The sequence below is a fragment of the Synergistetes bacterium HGW-Synergistetes-1 genome, from assembly GCA_002839185.1.
GTDB lineage: Bacteria > Synergistota > Synergistia > Synergistales > Synergistaceae > Caenicola.
The window spans coordinates 17,194-34,134 of the sequence record PGXO01000005.1 but is presented as its reverse complement, the minus strand read 5'-3'; the positions used below and the strand labels follow the sequence as shown (position 1 = coordinate 34,134).

The window sequence follows — 16,941 nt, the reverse complement described above, 5'->3', positions numbered from 1 at the left end:
GCGCGAATCGGCTGGTAATTACACCAGAGGCATCCTGGGGCGACTATAAGGGACTTGGTGCTTAGGTTGTGACAATTGATTCGCAACCGATTCCCAATTGACTCCCGGCGGATGCAGTCTCCGCCTGATCTTACGATCGCTCAGCGACTGCTCAGCCACCGCTCAGCAATTGCTCAGCCGCATTTAATAGTTCGCAGCTTCACAATTAAAGGGGGTATCATGATGGACGTAATAAATACGAGAAAAAGACTTGATGAAGATCTTTCCGAGCTGAAAAGAATGGTCTTCAGGATGGCGAGGATGTCCGGCGAAGCCCTTGAAAACGCAGTCTGGGCACTGAAAAACAGAGACGAGGCTGCGGCGCGCGAAGTCCTTGAAAAGGATGATATGATAGATGATCTTGAAGATAAAATAGACGAGGCATGCATGGAATTCGCAGCCCGTTACCAGCCTCTTGCAGAAGACTTAAGGACTGTGACCTCTATAATGCATATAGCCGTAGACCTTGAGAGGATAGGCGATTATGGAGGAAACATAGCTAAGACAGCGATAGAACTGGTTTCAAAAACACCAATAAAACCCCTTATTGACATTCCGCGCATGGTTGAATGCATAAAGAGGATGCTCGATATGGCAATGACGGCAATGGATACGAGATCTCCGGAAAAAGCAATGGAAGTTTTTCCTATGGATGATCAGGTTGACGATCTTGAAAAACAGATAATGAGGGAGCTTTTTCTCATGGTGATGGAAAAGCCCGAGAGAATAGAGCAGTCACTGCAGCTGATGAATGTATCCCGCACACTTGAAAGGGCGGGAGATCACGTGACAAACGTGGCGGAGAGGATAGCCTATATGTACACAGGCAAGACGGTAAAGGCGTCCCAGTATAGGAGAAAAAAGGACTCATAGGAGGAAGCCTCATGGCTGAAAAAATTCTCATTGCGGACGACGAAGAGAGTCTTGTTGAATTCATCGGCAGGGCGCTGAAAAAGCATGGCTACAGGGTGATAACAGCCCACGACGGTGACAACGCGCTCTTTCTTGTCGGAGAAGAGCTTCCAGATCTCGTTATACTTGATCTCATGATGCCGCTTATGGACGGATGGGAGGTCTGCAGAAGGGCAAAATCCGATCCTGCAACTAAAGACATTCCGATCATCATGCTGACAGCAAGAAGTTCAGCTGAAGACGCTGTGCAGGGACTTGACCTTGGCGCTGACGACTACATGAGAAAACCTTTTAGCCTTGACGAACTTCTTGCACGTGTCAGAGCACTTCTTAGAAGAAAAAAAGGCGAAGAAACCGGAAGGACGATAGAGGACGGAGACCTGAAGATAGACAGGGAAGAAAGAGAGGCATTTCTTCGCGGCGTGCCCATTGACATCAGCCCAATGGAATTTGAGATACTTGAGCTCATGGCCGGAAGGATCGGACGGACTCTTTCCAGAGAGGAAATATTAAAGAAGATCTGGGGGATCAGCGGCGAGGATACAAGGACGATCGATGTCCATATCTCGAGACTCAGAAAAAAACTAGATGACGGCAAAAGCCCCCACCTTCTGATCCAGACATCCAGGGGACGTGGATACAGGCTTTCCTGGGAGGAGGAACAGTTTGATGTTTAAAAAAATGACTCTCAGAAAAAAAACAGCTCTGCTGCTTACCTTGTGTGTCGTGCTTATCGGCATCGGTGTCTGGGCATTTATTTACAAAAACGAGCGCAGAGAAGTTGTAGAAGAAAACAGGGAGACCCTTTCCCGATATCTTGACGCTTTTGCTGCGGCAGGAGAGCAGGACGGCTTGAAGGGGATCAGAGATATCCAGTCTCTCTGGGAAAAAATATACCCCAGGGGCAGGCTTACCGTAATAAATACCATGGGTGAGGTAGTCATCGACAGCAAAAGCGATCCGAATGAAATGGACAACCATTACAAGAGGCCTGAGATCATAAAAGCTTTCGAGGATGGGAGCGGGTCAGAACTAAGATACAGTAAGACACAATCTGAGTGGCAGAATTACATGGCTAAAAGGGTGATCATCCCCGGGATTCCGGGGCAGGGAATGGTCATAAGGCTGTCCTACCCGCTTGAAGAGCTGAACAGCCTTGCTCTATCCATGGCAAAACCATTCCTCTATTCACTGGAGATCATGCTTTTCTTCGTATTGTTAGGTTCATATCTGATGCTCCATTTCGTAACAAAGCCGCTTGATCTGCTGAGCGAATCTGCACAGACGATAGCGGCCGGAGGAACAGCAAGGTTCCCTATAACAAACGATCCTCAGATACAAAACCTCTCGAACGCGTTGAATTCGATGTCAGACTCCCTTAAGCTCAGCGTCAGGGAGGCGCAGGAAAGAAAAGAGGAACTCTCTCTGCTCGTTGGTGCGCTCCCTGTCGGCGTGATACTCATCGATGAGGCTAGAAAAATCCGTTACATGAACAGTGCTGCTTCAAAGATATGCGGAAGGGCTGGCAACGAGCCTGCGAGAGGTCTCTCCATAGAAGTGATCCTTCCTTCCGATGAGATGTGCAGCATGCTTGATGAAGGAGACGGAAGAAGGATGATAAGCCTATCCCGCAGCGGAGGCTCAAAGATCGAAATGTCGACGCTTACACTTACACGCGGCAGGATGATCGTTCTTGAGGATCTGACGGATAAGATCAAGCTGGATGAGGCCAGGCGGGAATTCTTTATAGATGCGGGTCATGAGTTCCAGACTCCGTTGACAGTAATTAGAACGGGGCTTGAACTTCTGAAATCAGGCGACTCTCTGACAGATATTGAGGATATTAAGGCCGTTGACAGTATGATACGCCAACAGGAACGGATAAGCGGCCTTGTTGAGGATCTTCTCCTGTTGGTGAAGCTTGACGTTGATCCTCAGGGGAACAGAAGAGAAGAAGTAGATCTCAAAGAGATAGTCCGCGACATAATATCTGACGTAAAAGAGCTTCCCGCAAGCAGGAAGATAGAGATAAAGGCCATCCTGCCGGAGGAAGACATTACGGTCAGAACAGTATACGGAGACCTTCGAAGGGCTCTTTTCAATCTGGTCGAAAACGGTGTAAAGTATGTCTCATCTTCCCGGGAGACGGAGGGAAGAATAGAAGTTACAGTTCAAGAAGATGATCATAACATTCATATATATGTGGATGACAACGGCCCGGGAGTAACTGAAGAAGATCGGGATATAATCTTTGAAAAATTCAGAAGGGGAGACTCACACCGTGCCAGAAGCCGAAGCTCTGCAGGAGGATACGGTCTTGGGCTCTCTATCTCCAGAAAGATCTCGGAACGCGAGGGAGGCTCACTTGAGTTGGGCAGATCCTCTCTTGGAGGGGCATCTTTCATAATGACACTGCCAAAGGCAGAACCAATAAGCAACGAAGAAATATAACAAACGAAGAGAGGGCCGATCATGCCCTCTCTTCGTTTTTACCCTTTACTTTGTATAAACAGGAAGCCTAAAGGTCAAAAATTTCAAGGACTTCTGGCTTTTCCTCTTTTCCAAGAAAACTCCCTGCGATAAATACTATTACAGAAATCAGCAGTGTCGGGACTATGGCCGTTGTTCCCGCTATGCTTGTCTTAGTTATATTGAACCAGAAAAAGGCTGCGCAGCCTGTGATCATTGAGAGTGTTGCACCGGTAGAGTTTGCTCTCTTCCAGTAGAGGCCGAAGATCGTAGGGCAGAAGAATACTGCCTCCAGACCGCCGAAAGCGAATAGGTTTATCCATACAAGCAGGGAGGGAGGCTTCATCGCTGCGAAGAAGACTATGACACCTACCACACAGGTAACTGTGAAGCTCATGGACCGTACCTTAGACGGGGGCAGAAGTTCAGGGTCATTATGCGCGATATAGTGGAAGTACAGATCTTTTACTATCGCTGCAGAGCACATGATAAGCATTGAGTCGACAGTGGACATTATCGCAGCAAGCGGTCCTGCAATGAATATTCCCGCCCAGAATGGTGACATCAGCTTAACGGTGAGTGTCGGAACAGCCAGATCACCGATTTCTATCCCTGGAATGACAGCCCTTCCCATGGCACCGATGAGATGCATAGCGAGCATGACGAAACCGACAACGAAGGTGCCTATCACCATGGCGTTGTGCAGCGACTTTGAATCTTTGAACCCCAGGCATTTCTGTGTTGTCTGAGGCAGGCCGAGTATCCCGAATCCAACCAGTACCCAGAATGAAAGGATAAAGGGTTTTGGGATGGAATTTCCGGCTCCTCCCGGTGTAAGAAGGTCCGGATCGATAGATCTCAGCGTGTCCATTATATTGGCCACTCCTCCTCCTGCTGAGGTCACAGCGAAGAGCAGGGCTACCGATGCAAAGAGCATCATAATGCCCTGGATCATATCAGTCAGGACGACAGCCCTGAAGCCTCCGACAGTGGTATAGATTATGACGGTTATCCCAAATATGATAAGGCCTGTCCGGTAGGAGTATCCTGTTATCGACTCAAAGAGCCTTGCACCACCTATGAACTGTGCGAGCATGGACGCCATAAAGAAGACAAGCAGTGCGACAGATGCCGCGATCACAACATAATCACTGTTGTATCGAGCCCTGAGAAAGTCGGTTATAGTTACAGCTTTTGTCCTTCTGGCGATCAGAGCGAACCTTTTGCCCAGTACTCCCAGAGTAAGAAAAGCTGTTGGCACCTGTATCATTGAAAGGAGTATCCATCCGAGTCCCACTTTGTATGCGACCCCGGGTCCTCCTACAAAACTGCTTGCGCTGATGTAAGTCGTTATCACAGCCATTGCCAGGACAAATCCCCCCATTGAACGGCTGCCTATAAAATATTCCTCCATAAATCCTGCGGTATCGGATTTTTTTCTTGAGAAAGTATTCCCCCATAATGCGATGCCCATTATCAATGCCAGATAAAGGACTAGGGGCAGTATCATGCCGGTACGTTCAATCATTTTCTCTGCCCTCTTTCTTTTCTTCAAGATCTATGTCAGCGAAAAAGAACCTGACACATATCCACAGGAGGACAGAAATGCCGACGTAGCCAACTATGCAGCTGTAAAAGAACCATTCCGGGAAGCCAAATATGTAGCTGTACTCGGAAGGATCGTCCCCGAAACCGTATGCTGTAACATACCACCATGCAAAAAAGAGAATATAAAGGCCAATGATTATAAATGTTTCTTTTTTTGCTGTTCTCATGATCGTTGAGTTTTTCAAGATCAGTCCTCCCCTGCCAGTGATCGCTAGGATAAGTATAGACCGTTAAAAGCAAAAACTGTATGATTGTAGCATATTAATTTGTATAACGATGTCATGAAGGAGTGAAAGCTATGGATATGAACGAAGCTAAAATCAACGGATATGAAAAACTGGGAGAAACTGTCTGCAAAAAACTGAACAGTCTGGGGTACTCCGCCTGGTTTGTGAAAAATAAAGAAGCAGCACTTAAGGCAGCGCTTGAACTTATACCTGACGGAGCTTCCGTTGGAGTCCCTGGTACAGTTACTGTCAGGCAGATAGGTCTGATCGACGAGCTTAAAAAAAGAGGCTCGAAGGTCTCTGTCCACTGGGATCCGGAACTGAAAGCAGAGGACAGAAAGACAAGGCTGCTGGAAGAAATGACCTCAGAATGGCTGGTGACCAGCACCAACGCGCTTACAGCCGATGAGGGGGTTTTTGTAAATATTGACGGCACAGGGAACAGGGTGGGCGCAATGGCCTGGGCACCCGGCAAGCTGCTCTACATCGTAGGCATCAACAAAATAACGCCCGATCTTGAAACGGCGCTTAAACGGGCCCGTAATACAGCTACTCCCCCTAATGTTATACGTCTTAACTACAAGGTACCATGTGCTGCTGTAGGCCATTGCGTAAACTGCAACAGCCATGAGAGGGTTTGCAGGATAGTGACCATGATGGAGCGCCCCCCATTTGGGCGTGAATGCCATGTCATAATAGTCGGCGAAGAACTTGGGTACTAGCATGAAAGGATATTGGGGCAGGATCCTTTCCATCGACCTGTCCGCCAGCACCATAACTACAATAACTCCTGACGAAAGACTGTACAGGGATTACATTGGCGGAAGCGGGATAGGTGCCAGGCTGTTGTTCGACATGACAGGACCTGAGACAGACCCTCTCGGTCCTGATAACCCGATAATATGGATGACTGGACCCTTTACAGGAACTAAGGTACCGACCTCCGGGCGTCACGAGATAACCTCCAGATCACCACTTACGGGGATATTCGGCGAGAGCGACGCGGGCGGCAGGTTTGGAACAGCGCTCAAGCGTTCCGGCTGGGACGGGCTCATCGTCAAAGGAATATCTGATAAGCCGGCAATCATTGTTATAAAGGACGAGAACGTGACCATAGAGCCTGCAGGCGACCTATGGGGCAAGGATACCTTTTATACGGACGAACACCTGAAGGAATGGTTCGGACCTTCCTGTGAGACGTCCTGCATTGGTATCGCCGGTGAAAAAATGGTACCAATATCCTGTATAGGCCATGACGGTGAAAACGCTAGGATGAGCGGAAGATGCGGATTCGGAGCAGTTATGGGATCCAAGAGGCTCAAAGCCGTTGCAGCTATCGGAAGCAGAGATACAGAGATTGCTGACCCTGCAAGATTGACGGTCCAGCAAAAGAAGATGGTTCCTCTTCTAGTAGAAAAGATGAAAGGTATGAAGCTGCTTGGTACAGCCGGAGGAACGGCTGCAGCAGAAAAGATGGGCGATCTTCCTGTGCAGAACTGGCGAAGGGGAAACTGGCCCGATGCGGAAAAAATTACCGGACAGGTTATGGCAGACACCATACTGAAGAAAAATTATTACTGTGCTTCATGTCCGATCGGATGCGGGCGCGATGTGGAGATAAAGAGCGGAAGATGGGCGGGAGTCAAAGGCGCCGGCCCGGAATATGAGACGCTTGGGCTTATGGGCGGTTCCTGCCTGGTGAACGACCTTGAGGCAATAACCTACGCAGCGGACCTCTGCAACAGGCATGGTGTGGACACCATTGAGGCTGGAAGCGCAGTAGCTATGGCGATGGAATGTTTTGAGAAGAGATTCCTTTCCCTGGACGAACTTGACGGTATCAGTGCGGAATGGGGGAGCGCAGAAGCGCTTGTCGCACTGACGGAAAAGATATGCAGGGCTGAAGGCGTCGGAAAACTTCTTGGCCTCGGAGTAGCCGGAATGGCCGCAAAGATGCCAGGGACAGAGGGTTTTGCTGTCCATGTCAAAGGACTGACCCTTCCCGCTCATGACCCCCGCTGTTTCAATACGATGGCTGTGGGATATGCCACAAGCAACAGGGGAGCCTGCCATCTCACAAGTTCTGCATATTTCTTCGAAAAGACTGCCGTCATGCCGGAGTTCGGATATGAAAAACCGCGTGCCAGATACACTGAAGGCGGAGAAGGACTTCTGAACTTCCATGCCCAGAATCTCATGGGGCTGATGGACTCCCTCAAAATGTGCAAGTTTACGATTTACGGCGGTGTCAACGTGACTGAGATCTGCGAATGGTATGAAGCAGTGACAGGCATTAAGACGTCTGTCAAAGAGATGGCAGAGACAGGTGAGAGGATCTTTAATCTTAAACGGCTGTACAACATCAGGCTTGGTCTGCGCAGGAAAGATGACAGACTGCCTGAGCGCATCCTTTCTACACCGCGAAGGGATGAGGGGACCGGTGATTACACTCCCGACCTTGAACCTATGCTTGATGAATATTACTGGGTGCGCGGATGGGACGATGACGGGGTCCCAAAACCGGAGACGATAGAGAGGCTTGGACTAAGCTGACAAGGAGTGCTTTTATTGATCAGACTGAAAATCAGACCCGAGTATGCAGATCTTTACGGTGTAGATGAGAGTTCCGTACTTATGCCGTCAGCAGGTGAGACTATAAGGGATTATGTTGTAAGATCCGGGATCGGAAAAGAAGAGAACATCCTTCCTGTAGTCAACAACAGGACAAAGCCCTGGAACTACAGTTTTTCTGAAGGTGATGTCCTGGAGATATACCCTATGGCGGCAAGCGGCTGAAGAGGATCAGGATTTATTCTGTTGGCAGGATATCCTGACTGATTTTTAGAGGATCTTTTAAAACCAGAAATTCATTCCCTTCAGGATCTGTAAATAGGAACTCCTCAGCATCTATCAAAACAGGCACTTTTTTCTGTTCGTCGGGGAATCTGAAATTGTGTATCTTGCCAAGAGTCTTAAGCCTGTCGATTTTGATCCTGTCGGCGGATGTCGAAGCAGTATCTCCGTCTTCAAATTCCATGCTGCCGTCATTAAATATTTTTGCTCTGATTTCTGCGGATTGAGGGCTTCTTGAGTTCCACCCGGAGCTTACAGATGACAGAACATCGATATGGCTTCCTTTATTTATGAAATTTACTTTGACGACCCAGTTTCCCATTATTCTCATGTGATCGATCATCAGTTCAGTTTCGTTGCTTTCAAATTTTGCCCAAATGCCGGGGTATTTGGATGTCTTCTCTGAAAAGAGGGATACGGCGGAAATCGCAAGCAGCCTCGCCTGTTCTTTCTCGTGCACCTCATATGCAGGTTTGGAATATATCCTGTAGCCAATGAAAATTATTGAGGCTATGAATACAAGCGCAAAAAAGCAGGCTATTATTTTCTGGAGTGTGGGCAATTTGCTCTCTTTCATAATGTGAAGATTATACTCTAAATATGCTTTTGGATTATCTCTGGTATTATTTTATTGATCCCTGGAGAGCTGCGATAAAGTGGTAGAATTAACGGCGGTGATGAAAATGGACACAAAAATGGTCAGGGATGAACTCTGGCTCCTAAGTTCTCTTTTAAAGTGGTCTTTCTTTTCGATCATGGCAGGTGTGATCGTCGGGGCAGTGACTGCAGGCTTTCTTATTTCGCTTGACTGGGCTATCGAATACGTTTCTTCCTTCAGCAGCTGGAGATACTTACTTATTTTCCCCGCGCTCCTCTTCAGCCTCTATTTTGTTCGAATACTTGCGCCTGAAGCGGCAGGTCACGGAACAGAGAAAGTTATCGACGCTGTTCATCGCAGGGCAGGAATTATCGATATCAAGGTCGTACCGGTAAAACTGATCGCGACAATAGTAACCATAGCTGCGGGAGGTTCGGCAGGAAAAGAGGGTCCTTGTGCGCAGATAGGCGCAGGGCTGATGTACGGTCTTTCCAAGATATTCAGGCTTGATGAATCTGACAGGAAAAAACTTGTAATATGCGGTATTTCCGCAGGTTTTTCCGCAGTTTTCGGGACTCCCATAACAGGAGCAGTTTTCGGAGTGGAGGTCCTCTTCGTCGGACAGATGTTCTACGATGTTCTCCTTCCATCCTTCATAAGCGGGATCGTATCATGCTTTACAGCGGCATATTTGGGTGCGGGGCATCTTCCTGAATTTACCGTCAACGTTCCTCTTCTTGCTCCCGGTCTGATTGGCTGGTCGTTGTTTGCCGGTGTCTTTTTCGGCACTGTTTCAGTATTCCACATAGAGTGTCTGCACGCGGTGGATAAAAAATTTAAATCTTTGAAGATACCTGACTGGCAGAAACCGCTTCTTGGCGGGACCATACTTCTTGCAATTAGCGCCGTGTTTGGCAGCAGATACCTTGGACTTGGAATGGCAACAGTAGATGAAGCGATAAGGGGAGGCAACGTCCCGATAGCGGCATTTGCCCTTAAGTCGTTTGCCATGGCAGTCACATTATCATGTGGAGGAAGCGGAGGAGTACTTACACCTACGCTCTTTGTCGGTGCCGCTGCCGGTTCGCTTTTTGGGAATATATTCGGTCTTGATCCCTCTGTCAGCAGTGCGCTGGGCCTGGCAGGAGTGCTTGCAGGATCTACGAATACACCGATCGCATCAACTATTCTGGCTATGGAGCTTTTTGGAGCTCCGATAGCTCCTTTTGCCGGTCTGGTATGCGCGGTCTCTTATGTAGTCGCGGGTCACAGGAGCCTATATCCAAGCCAGGTGATGCTCAGGCCAAAAGCAAGGACATTTGTGAGACGGAGCGTAGATGGAAAGACAAGAATAACGGGCCGTTTCGAAGGGTTCTCATACGGCAGAGTAATACGCTTCCACCTGGAAAAGATATTGAACAGGATAATTAAAAGAAAATAACAAGTAATGTTAAAGGCGGTGTAAATATGGACTTTGATAAGATCCCGAAAAAAACGATCAACAACATCCTGACGGCAGTGGCAGTTGTGTTTTTGATGTTCTGGGCCTGGAAATGGTTTGGTCCTGGGTCTGCCGAAGTCAGGCAGAGCGGTCAGCTGGAGCTTAAAAGGACAGGTTTGAGTTTTACGGATCTGATTTGGATCAGTGTTGCGGTGACATCAGGAGGTTATCTGCTTTGGAGGGGACTTACAGCACTTTTCTGGCATAAGTATTTCAAAGACGGCACTCCCCCGGATGAACCTGAGGAGTAGCTCTTAAAGTCTGTGGTAATCAGAGACCTCTATGGCTTTTTCTGCGGCTATGGATCTTATCTTCTCTTCATCTTCGCAGGGATAACTGCAGGCAAGGCCGCAGCTTGAAGATATCTCTCGGGGAACCGGAACGATCTTTACTTTCAAGCCAATGCTCCTGCAGGATTTCTCAAAGAACAAAGCCATGTGAGTCGTGTCAAAAGTTGCTATGCAATCCATATGGGTCCGCCGCCCTTCGAAGCTGATATTTCTTTATTCCGCAATTATACGTGGACTTTGAATATATTGACAGGTAGAATTCACTAGTTGACTTATTATGTTCTATTTTTATTGAACCAACTAAGAGGGGGTAAAGGTATTATGTTTCCAGCAAGAAAAATAGCAGTAAGTATTTTGTCCGTGCTTTTCCTTTCTTTGTATATCGCAGGTGCGGCATATGCTCAGGATGTAATGGGCTGCGTTGATCCACAGAGGATCATGTTCCAGCATCCGAAATTTGAACAGATCCAGAAACAGGTTCGCGATGTGACAAACAAAAAACAGGAAGAGGCTAAGGTGGCCATCGATAAAGAGACGGACGACAAAAAGAAGGCCCAGATCTTCCAGAACAAACGAACAGAGGCTGCAAACGAAGAGAGAAAGCTTATGGAACCGCTCTTCAAGGATATTAACCTGGCGATACGAACAGTTGCAAATGCCAAGAAGATAACAGTGGTAGTTGACAAGGGAGCGGTCTTTTTCGGCGGGACGGATATTACCGACGATGTTATCGCTGACTTGAAAAAGAAAAAATAATCTCAAAAATATCACAATAAATATTAATACCCCGGCGTGTTATTGCGTACGGGGTTTTTTCATGCTTCGATAAAACGTTAATCCATAAGGATAATACAGGTCAAAAGATATAGGTTTTGATATACTTGTAAATATCAAGAGCTGAGGAGGTAAGATATCATGTCATGTAATATCAGTATCGATATACAGCAGGTGACAATACCGGAGGAATGCAACATCATAATAGGGCAAAGCCATTTCATCAAAACAGTCGAGGATATTTTTGAGGCTCTGGTGACATCTTCGCCCTCTATCGAATTCGGAATTGCTTTCTGTGAGGCTTCCGGTGACTGCCTGGTCAGGCATGACGGAAACAAAAAAGATCTTGAAGATGCAGCAATTGAAAACGCAAAGGCGATCAATGCGGGTCACGTATTCGTTGTCATTTTAAGAAACTCATTTCCGATCAACGTTCTAGACAGGATCAAAAATGTACAGGAAGTATGCCGTGTCTTTGCGGCAACTGCTAACCCCATGCAGGTGCTTGTTGCTGAAACAGAGCAGGGCAGGGGCGTCATAGGAGTAATAGATGGATCAAAAACAGCAGGTGTTGAAGATGAAAATGGCCAGAATTGGAGAAAAGGCTTGCTTCGCAACATAATAGGATACAAGAGATAATATTATTGTCTCTGAATTAAGAAAGCCGGTTCTCCTTATCATAGAAGGAGGTCCGGCTTGTTTTTATATATACTGTTTTTTTGATTTGAAGCCTATAAGGACGCAGGCTGCCGAAACAGCAAGTCCGGCGAAGAGAGGGTCACCCGGCAAAGAAGATAGACCCCAAAGGATCGTTCCTGAGAGCCCTGCTGCCGAAGATGCAAGCGCCCATTTGGGTGATAAGGAATCAGGGCGTATGACAGCTGCTGCGAAAGGCAGGAAGGTACCGGCTCCCCTGAGTCCCATACTCAGGTAACTCCATTCCAGTATCATAGAGCCGGCTCCGGTTATCCCCGCTAAGGCTGATGCTGCTACGATAGCGCCTATCAGCATACGGTGGATCATAATTTCACTATCACTGTGTTTTTGTATGAATTTTTCTGGAATAAGGTTCTTGACAATATTTGTCGATATTCCAAGAATCAGCCCTGATGCACATCCTATAACCGTGATCAGTATTCCTCCCCATATGATTCCTCCTAAGAATGGAGGAAAAGAGTCCATTATGAACCAGGAAAGGACTTCATCAGGTCTCATTTCTATACCCCTGGCCTTTACGGAGAGCCCTACCCAGGCTCCAAGAAATCCCATAGGAGGCATAAGAAGTGCTGATGCGAAAGCCCCTTTTTTTGCTGTCTGGGCGTCTTTTGCTGCAGCTAAGGACTGTATGTAGATTTGGGTTGTGAAAACTCCAACTATCATGGAGGCTAAATACCCGATCTCAGGTACGAAACCCCTTCCAAACGGGTTGAACCAAAGATCAGCGTCTAATTGTGATGCGACGAAGCTAAAAGTACCTCCGTTTACTATTGCCATAACGAAGCAGGAGAGAAGGACAAAATAGAGCAGAATGATCTTTGCTCCGCCCAAAGTACTGAAGCTCTTCAAACCTCCCGCAGCAATAAAGCCGATTATTGAAAAACCGGCCAGCAGGGATGCTGTGGACGAAGAGATGGGGAAAAGTCCTTTCAGCAGGGCTATGCATGACAGAAACTGGGCGGATATCGATATGAAGGTGCCAAGAGTCGATGAGATCGTCGCAGTTAATGATATCGATCTTCCGCAGATGCTCTCTTTTCCTCCATAGCTTTTGGCAAGGTAATCAGCGACTGTAGTGATATTAGAATTTCTCAGCGGGACGGCGAATCTTAGTCCCAGCAGCAGGCAGCCTATCCCGCCTCCAAGCGTGAACCATACAGCAGTCATCCCGTGGCTGTAGGCCATCTGTACGGTGCCGACAGTGGATGCCCCGCCTACCAGGGCTCCGAGAAGAATGCCGGTGACTCCCGCAGCGGAAGACTTTCTCCCACCAAGAGAATAATCTCTGGGATCGGATGTCTTTGCGCCTATGAGGGTTCCTGCCGCTACAAATATCGCAAGGGTCGATATGGCTGCCAGGTAAAAATAAAACAAAGTGCCACCCCATCTCATATTACGGTGATATATTACCTCTTTTGAGGTTTGCGCGCTATTATATCACTTGTAGTTGCTTCAGTGCTCTGATATTCTGTATGCGGAGGATTCAAACATGGCAAAAAAAGATATGAACAGATATAAGTGCAGCGAGTGCGGATATGTAAGCCTTACCATGGTTGGCAAATGTCCTAAGTGCGGCGTTTGGGGAAGCATGGAAGAGGAAGAGCCCATCCTCATGACTAAGGATGGAAGGCCTGCAGCCGCAAAGGCAGCATCGCCGCTTCGAGGACTTGATGTTGAGGAGCAGGAAAGAGTCCCGTCAGGGATCGGAGAACTTGACAGGGTTCTTGGAGGCGGATGGGTGCCGGGCGGAGTTGTCTTGCTTGGGGGAGAACCCGGAGTCGGCAAATCGACCCTTCTGCTTCAGGTATGCGCAAAAATGGCACGAAACGGCAAAAAAGTTTTATATATCTCGGGAGAAGAATCTTCCGGACAGCTTGCTCTCAGGGGAAGAAGGCTGGGTCTCATGTCTGAAGGCCTTTATCTTCTCTGTGAGGATGATCTCGCATCATGTCTGAAAGCTGCGGAGGAATATAATTTTGTGGTCGTTGACAGCGTACAGGCCTTCAGGGCAGATGCGGAAAACGGCTGGGCGGGATCTCCCAATCAGGTCAGAGGAGTAGCTTCCATGGCTGTAGAGATGGCTAAGAACTTTCAGATACCAACTGTGATCGTAGGGCATATCACAAAGCAGGGGCAGATCGCGGGACCAAAACTCCTTGAACACATGGTCGACGTGGTTCTTCTTTTCTCCGGAGAACAAAACTCTCCGAACAGACTGCTCAGAGCCGAGAAGAACCGCTTCGGAAGTACTGACGAACTGGGAATATTTGAGATGTCAGATAAGGGACTATCACCTGTACTCGATCCGAGCAGGCTTTATTGGGACGGAAGCGACCTCGGCAGCTCCGGGGTGGCGATTTCCATGGTACTTGAAGGATCACGGTCGCTGGCGGCGGAAATACAGTCGCTTGCCTGCAGTTCTCCTTTCCCTTATCCAAAGCGTACTTCAAGGGGACTTGAGGCCAACAGACTCCAACTCCTGCTTGCAGTCCTGGAAAAAAGGTGCAGTGTATATTCAAGGACCAGTGACGTTTATCTAAATATCACCGGTGGCCTGACGCTTAGGGATCCCGCAGCAGATCTTGCCGTGTGTGTTTCACTTGCTTCGACTTTAAAAGATATTCCACTTCCCTCAGATGTCTGTTTCATTGGAGAGGTGGGGCTCGCCGGTGAGGTGAGACCTGCTGGAAGAACCATGATGAGACTGAAAGAGGCTTCAAGGCTCGGTTTCAAAAAAGCTGTGATAAGCAGAAGGAGTCCGAAAGACGAATACCCGATGGAGACCGTCAGGGTCTCGTCGCTGAACGAGGTGCTGGGGTTCTTTCTTAAGGGATGAACACGATTGTGAAACTGTGACAGAATCAGTCGCGTGAAGCCATGGTGAAGCTGTAGTGTAGCAATTGTTTCAAAACATGGTCACAAACTTTCAGAGGTTCGGAGTATGTTGTTGCGATACGAGTCTGTTTATATTTTACAGAGGCTGGTGTTTCTTAGCCCGTGTATCAGCCTCAATATAAACTTCATTGTCAGCCCTTGCACCGACAATTATTACTAACATTGTCTCCTTGGTTCTAACTAACTTGTAAATGATCCGCAGTCCGGATTTCTTTAATTTAATTTTAAACAGATCTGCCAGCCTTGCTGTATTTCTGTTTCCTAAGGGGGTACCGTAACCTCCTTCAGATTTCGATTTTGGATTTAATGATACTTTAGTGATTGCTTTGAGTACCAAAAGCCTTTGTGAATTATCCAGCCTTTCTAAGTCTTTATCGGCTTCGGGAAGATAGCTTACCTTCCAGCTCATTCAAATTCAATCTCATCAACATCGGCGATATCCGGATCGTTATAACCATATTTCTTATTTATTTCTTCTGAGGATAATAATCTTTCGGAATCATAATTTTTCATTCGCTCGTGAGACAACGCGATAAGCTGTAGATCCTCTAGCTCATCAAGCATATTCTTATATTGTTCCGGTGAAATCAAAATGCATTCAGGAACATTATTTTTAAAGACTATCTTGGGACGACCGGATTTGACGCTTTCAAAAATTTTTCCCGCCCGTCCTTTGTTGAATTCTGTGATCGATATTATGTCATCAAAAATTGACGGACTCATAGTTTTATTCATGTTCCCACCTCCTTGAGCTGTGATTTACATAGTAAGATATATAGATAAATTTGTCAATCTATATATTGATGTGAATATTTAGGGACCTCTTTAGTTCAAAAACTTAACCTGCAAAATATTGTTCCGATCCTGGACACCAACTGCAGAACGGTATAAATATATCAACATGCTACTACTTCAATAATAATGCCCAGCTACTCTTTATCAGCAGCTGAGCATTACAGGTCCCTATATAAATTTTCTAAGCCACTGCGTTGTCAGTAAGGTTTTAAAACGATCAGAAGAGCTGTTCGGCTTTAAGCGGACGCGAGAAAAGTTCCCTCATGATCAATTCGGGTGATTCTCCGCAGTAAAGGATACGGTAGACGCCTTCAGCAAGAGGCATTTCAACATCGAACTTCTTGCTGTTTTCAATGACCGCTCTAACTGTGTAAGCTCCCTCTGCTACCTGTCCCAGTTCTTTTGCCGCTGCATCGAATGTCTTGCCGCTTCCAACTGCCAGACCAAGCCTGAAGTTCCTTGAATGCATGCTGTAGCAGGTGACCATTAGGTCGCCTACACCAGCAAGGCCGGAAAGGGTCATCGGTTTTGCTCCGAGTTTCTTGCCGAACCTCATGATCTCAGCCAGTCCTCTGCATGCGATCGCAGCCAGCGCGTTGTCTCCCAGCTTCATAGCTTTTGAGATCCCTGCTGCGACAGCATATATATTTTTTGTTGCCCCGCCTACTTCAAGGCCTATAACATCATCAGAAGTGTAAACGCGGAAATTATTCCCTGTAAGTATCTTCTGCCAGCTTTCTGCCTCTCCTTCGTGAAATGAGGCAAGCGCAACGGCAGTGGGGCACCCTATCAATACCTCTTCAGCGTGGCTTGGACCGGAGAGTGCCGAATAGATATTTTCAGGAGATTCTTCTTCGTGTACTTTATGGAGTAGATATCCTGTGCTGATCTCAATGCCTTTAGCCAGGTTCAACATGTGAAGATTCTTTTTGCAGGTGGCAGCAACCTTTTGACATACCTCACGTTCAAACTGGGTAGGTATCGCCATGATCACACGGTCTGAGAAGTTCAGAGCTTCATCCATGTCCATCGTGCATTTGATCGTACGCGGCAGGATTGTGTCCTGGAAGCAAAAAGTGTTCCTGCCTGACTTGTTGATCGACTCTGACTGTTCTTTATCTATCGTCCACATTAGAATATTATGTCCCAGATCGGCAAGGTGTTTTGACATCCCTGTCCCAAAACTTCCTGCCCCCAGCATTGTAATGTTCATTAGTGAGTACCTCCGTCAGGATATATTTGATGCTTTTGTTTGTGGTCATT

The 16,941-nt window shown here is 47.3% G+C and carries 19 protein-coding genes; 11 read left to right on the top strand and 8 right to left on the bottom strand.

The genetic code is table 11. The annotated features are described in order from the left end of the window. Window positions 1–222 precede the first annotated feature (222 nt). From phoU to CVV54_05390, 3 genes are read left to right on the top strand one after another with little or no spacing between them, the layout of a single operon-like run. Window positions 223–912: a phosphate transport system regulatory protein PhoU gene (gene phoU / locus CVV54_05400; protein PKL04317.1), complete on the top strand. Its 690-nt coding sequence runs from the start codon at window positions 223–225 to the stop codon at window positions 910–912. 11 nt (window positions 913–923) lie between these two features. Continuing rightward, on the top strand, window positions 924–1,628 hold the full coding sequence (locus CVV54_05395) for a DNA-binding response regulator (GenBank protein ID PKL04316.1): 705 nt from the start codon (window positions 924–926) through the stop codon (window positions 1,626–1,628). After that, on the top strand, window positions 1,621–3,402 hold the full coding sequence (locus CVV54_05390; protein PKL04315.1) for a hypothetical protein: 1,782 nt from the start codon (window positions 1,621–1,623) through the stop codon (window positions 3,400–3,402). Before CVV54_05395 ends, CVV54_05390 begins: the two co-directional genes overlap by 8 nt. A 67-nt stretch (window positions 3,403–3,469) precedes the next feature. Here CVV54_05390 and CVV54_05385 read toward each other — a convergent pair whose 3' ends face one another. After that, window positions 3,470–4,948, bottom strand: a complete 1,479-nt coding sequence (locus CVV54_05385; protein ID PKL04314.1) for a sodium/panthothenate symporter — start codon at window positions 4,946–4,948, stop codon at window positions 3,470–3,472. Continuing rightward, on the bottom strand, window positions 4,941–5,195 hold the full coding sequence (locus CVV54_05380) for a DUF997 domain-containing protein (GenBank protein ID PKL04544.1): 255 nt from the start codon (window positions 5,193–5,195) through the stop codon (window positions 4,941–4,943). The genes CVV54_05385 and CVV54_05380 overlap by 8 nt, the downstream gene beginning before the upstream one ends. Window positions 5,196–5,326: 131 nt before the next feature. Here CVV54_05380 and CVV54_05375 point away from each other — a divergent pair, with 131 nt between their 5' ends. The 3 genes from CVV54_05375 to CVV54_05365 are packed head-to-tail and all read left to right on the top strand — an operon-like array spanning window position 5,327 to window position 8,051. After that, complete coding sequence (locus CVV54_05375) at window positions 5,327–5,977, top strand: lactate utilization protein (GenBank protein ID PKL04313.1); 651 nt, start codon at window positions 5,327–5,329, stop codon at window positions 5,975–5,977. Between the two features lies 1 nt (window position 5,978). After that, window positions 5,979–7,808, top strand: a complete 1,830-nt coding sequence (locus CVV54_05370; GenBank protein PKL04312.1) for an aldehyde ferredoxin oxidoreductase — start codon at window positions 5,979–5,981, stop codon at window positions 7,806–7,808. A 15-nt stretch (window positions 7,809–7,823) separates the two neighbouring features. Beyond that, complete coding sequence (locus CVV54_05365) at window positions 7,824–8,051, top strand: hypothetical protein (protein ID PKL04311.1); 228 nt, start codon at window positions 7,824–7,826, stop codon at window positions 8,049–8,051. Window positions 8,052–8,064: 13 nt separating this feature from the next. Here CVV54_05365 and CVV54_05360 read toward each other — a convergent pair whose 3' ends face one another. Beyond that, window positions 8,065–8,685, bottom strand: a complete 621-nt coding sequence (locus tag CVV54_05360; protein ID PKL04310.1) for a hypothetical protein — start codon at window positions 8,683–8,685, stop codon at window positions 8,065–8,067. Window positions 8,686–8,785: 100 nt separating this feature from the next. On the opposite strand from CVV54_05360, the gene CVV54_05355 reads away from it, so the two are divergent. Together CVV54_05355 and CVV54_05350 are read left to right on the top strand one after the other, a co-directional pair. Next, the gene (locus tag CVV54_05355) at window positions 8,786–10,147 is read left to right on the top strand and encodes a voltage-gated chloride channel (GenBank protein ID PKL04309.1); all 1,362 of its coding nucleotides are present in this window, start codon (window positions 8,786–8,788) and stop codon (window positions 10,145–10,147) included. A gap of 26 nt (window positions 10,148–10,173) precedes the next feature. Next, window positions 10,174–10,458, top strand: coding sequence for a hypothetical protein (locus CVV54_05350; protein ID PKL04308.1), 285 nt, complete (start codon window positions 10,174–10,176; stop codon window positions 10,456–10,458). A gap of 3 nt (window positions 10,459–10,461) precedes the next feature. Here the strand turns inward: CVV54_05350 and CVV54_05345 are convergent, their stop codons facing one another. After that, on the bottom strand, window positions 10,462–10,677 hold the full coding sequence (locus tag CVV54_05345; GenBank protein PKL04307.1) for a hypothetical protein: 216 nt from the start codon (window positions 10,675–10,677) through the stop codon (window positions 10,462–10,464). A 141-nt stretch (window positions 10,678–10,818) separates the two neighbouring features. Here CVV54_05345 and CVV54_05340 point away from each other — a divergent pair, with 141 nt between their 5' ends. Both CVV54_05340 and CVV54_05335 read left to right on the top strand, forming a co-directional pair. Continuing rightward, a complete protein-coding gene (locus tag CVV54_05340) occupies window positions 10,819–11,253 on the top strand; it encodes an HlpA protein (GenBank protein ID PKL04306.1) in 435 nt (144 codons plus the stop codon). 159 nt (window positions 11,254–11,412) lie between these two features. Beyond that, the gene (locus CVV54_05335; protein ID PKL04305.1) at window positions 11,413–11,910 is read left to right on the top strand and encodes an adenosine monophosphate-protein transferase; all 498 of its coding nucleotides are present in this window, start codon (window positions 11,413–11,415) and stop codon (window positions 11,908–11,910) included. A gap of 63 nt (window positions 11,911–11,973) precedes the next feature. Here the strand turns inward: CVV54_05335 and CVV54_05330 are convergent, their stop codons facing one another. Further along, on the bottom strand, window positions 11,974–13,380 hold the full coding sequence (locus CVV54_05330) for a sodium:solute symporter (GenBank protein PKL04304.1): 1,407 nt from the start codon (window positions 13,378–13,380) through the stop codon (window positions 11,974–11,976). A gap of 97 nt (window positions 13,381–13,477) precedes the next feature. Between CVV54_05330 and CVV54_05325 the strand changes: the two genes are divergently transcribed. Continuing rightward, a complete protein-coding gene (locus CVV54_05325; GenBank protein PKL04303.1) occupies window positions 13,478–14,824 on the top strand; it encodes a DNA repair protein RadA in 1,347 nt (448 codons plus the stop codon). 135 nt (window positions 14,825–14,959) lie between these two features. Here the strand turns inward: CVV54_05325 and CVV54_05320 are convergent, their stop codons facing one another. The 3 genes from CVV54_05320 to CVV54_05310 form a co-directional block, all read right to left on the bottom strand. After that, a complete protein-coding gene (locus CVV54_05320) occupies window positions 14,960–15,292 on the bottom strand; it encodes an addiction module toxin RelE (protein ID PKL04302.1) in 333 nt (110 codons plus the stop codon). Next, window positions 15,289–15,618 (bottom strand): toxin-antitoxin system antitoxin subunit, encoded by a 330-nt coding sequence (locus tag CVV54_05315; protein PKL04301.1) that lies wholly within the window; start codon window positions 15,616–15,618, stop codon window positions 15,289–15,291. Before CVV54_05315 ends, CVV54_05320 begins: the two co-directional genes overlap by 4 nt. A gap of 277 nt (window positions 15,619–15,895) precedes the next feature. Further along, on the bottom strand, window positions 15,896–16,891 hold the full coding sequence (locus tag CVV54_05310) for a glycerol-3-phosphate dehydrogenase (protein ID PKL04300.1): 996 nt from the start codon (window positions 16,889–16,891) through the stop codon (window positions 15,896–15,898). Window positions 16,892–16,941 lie beyond the last annotated feature (50 nt).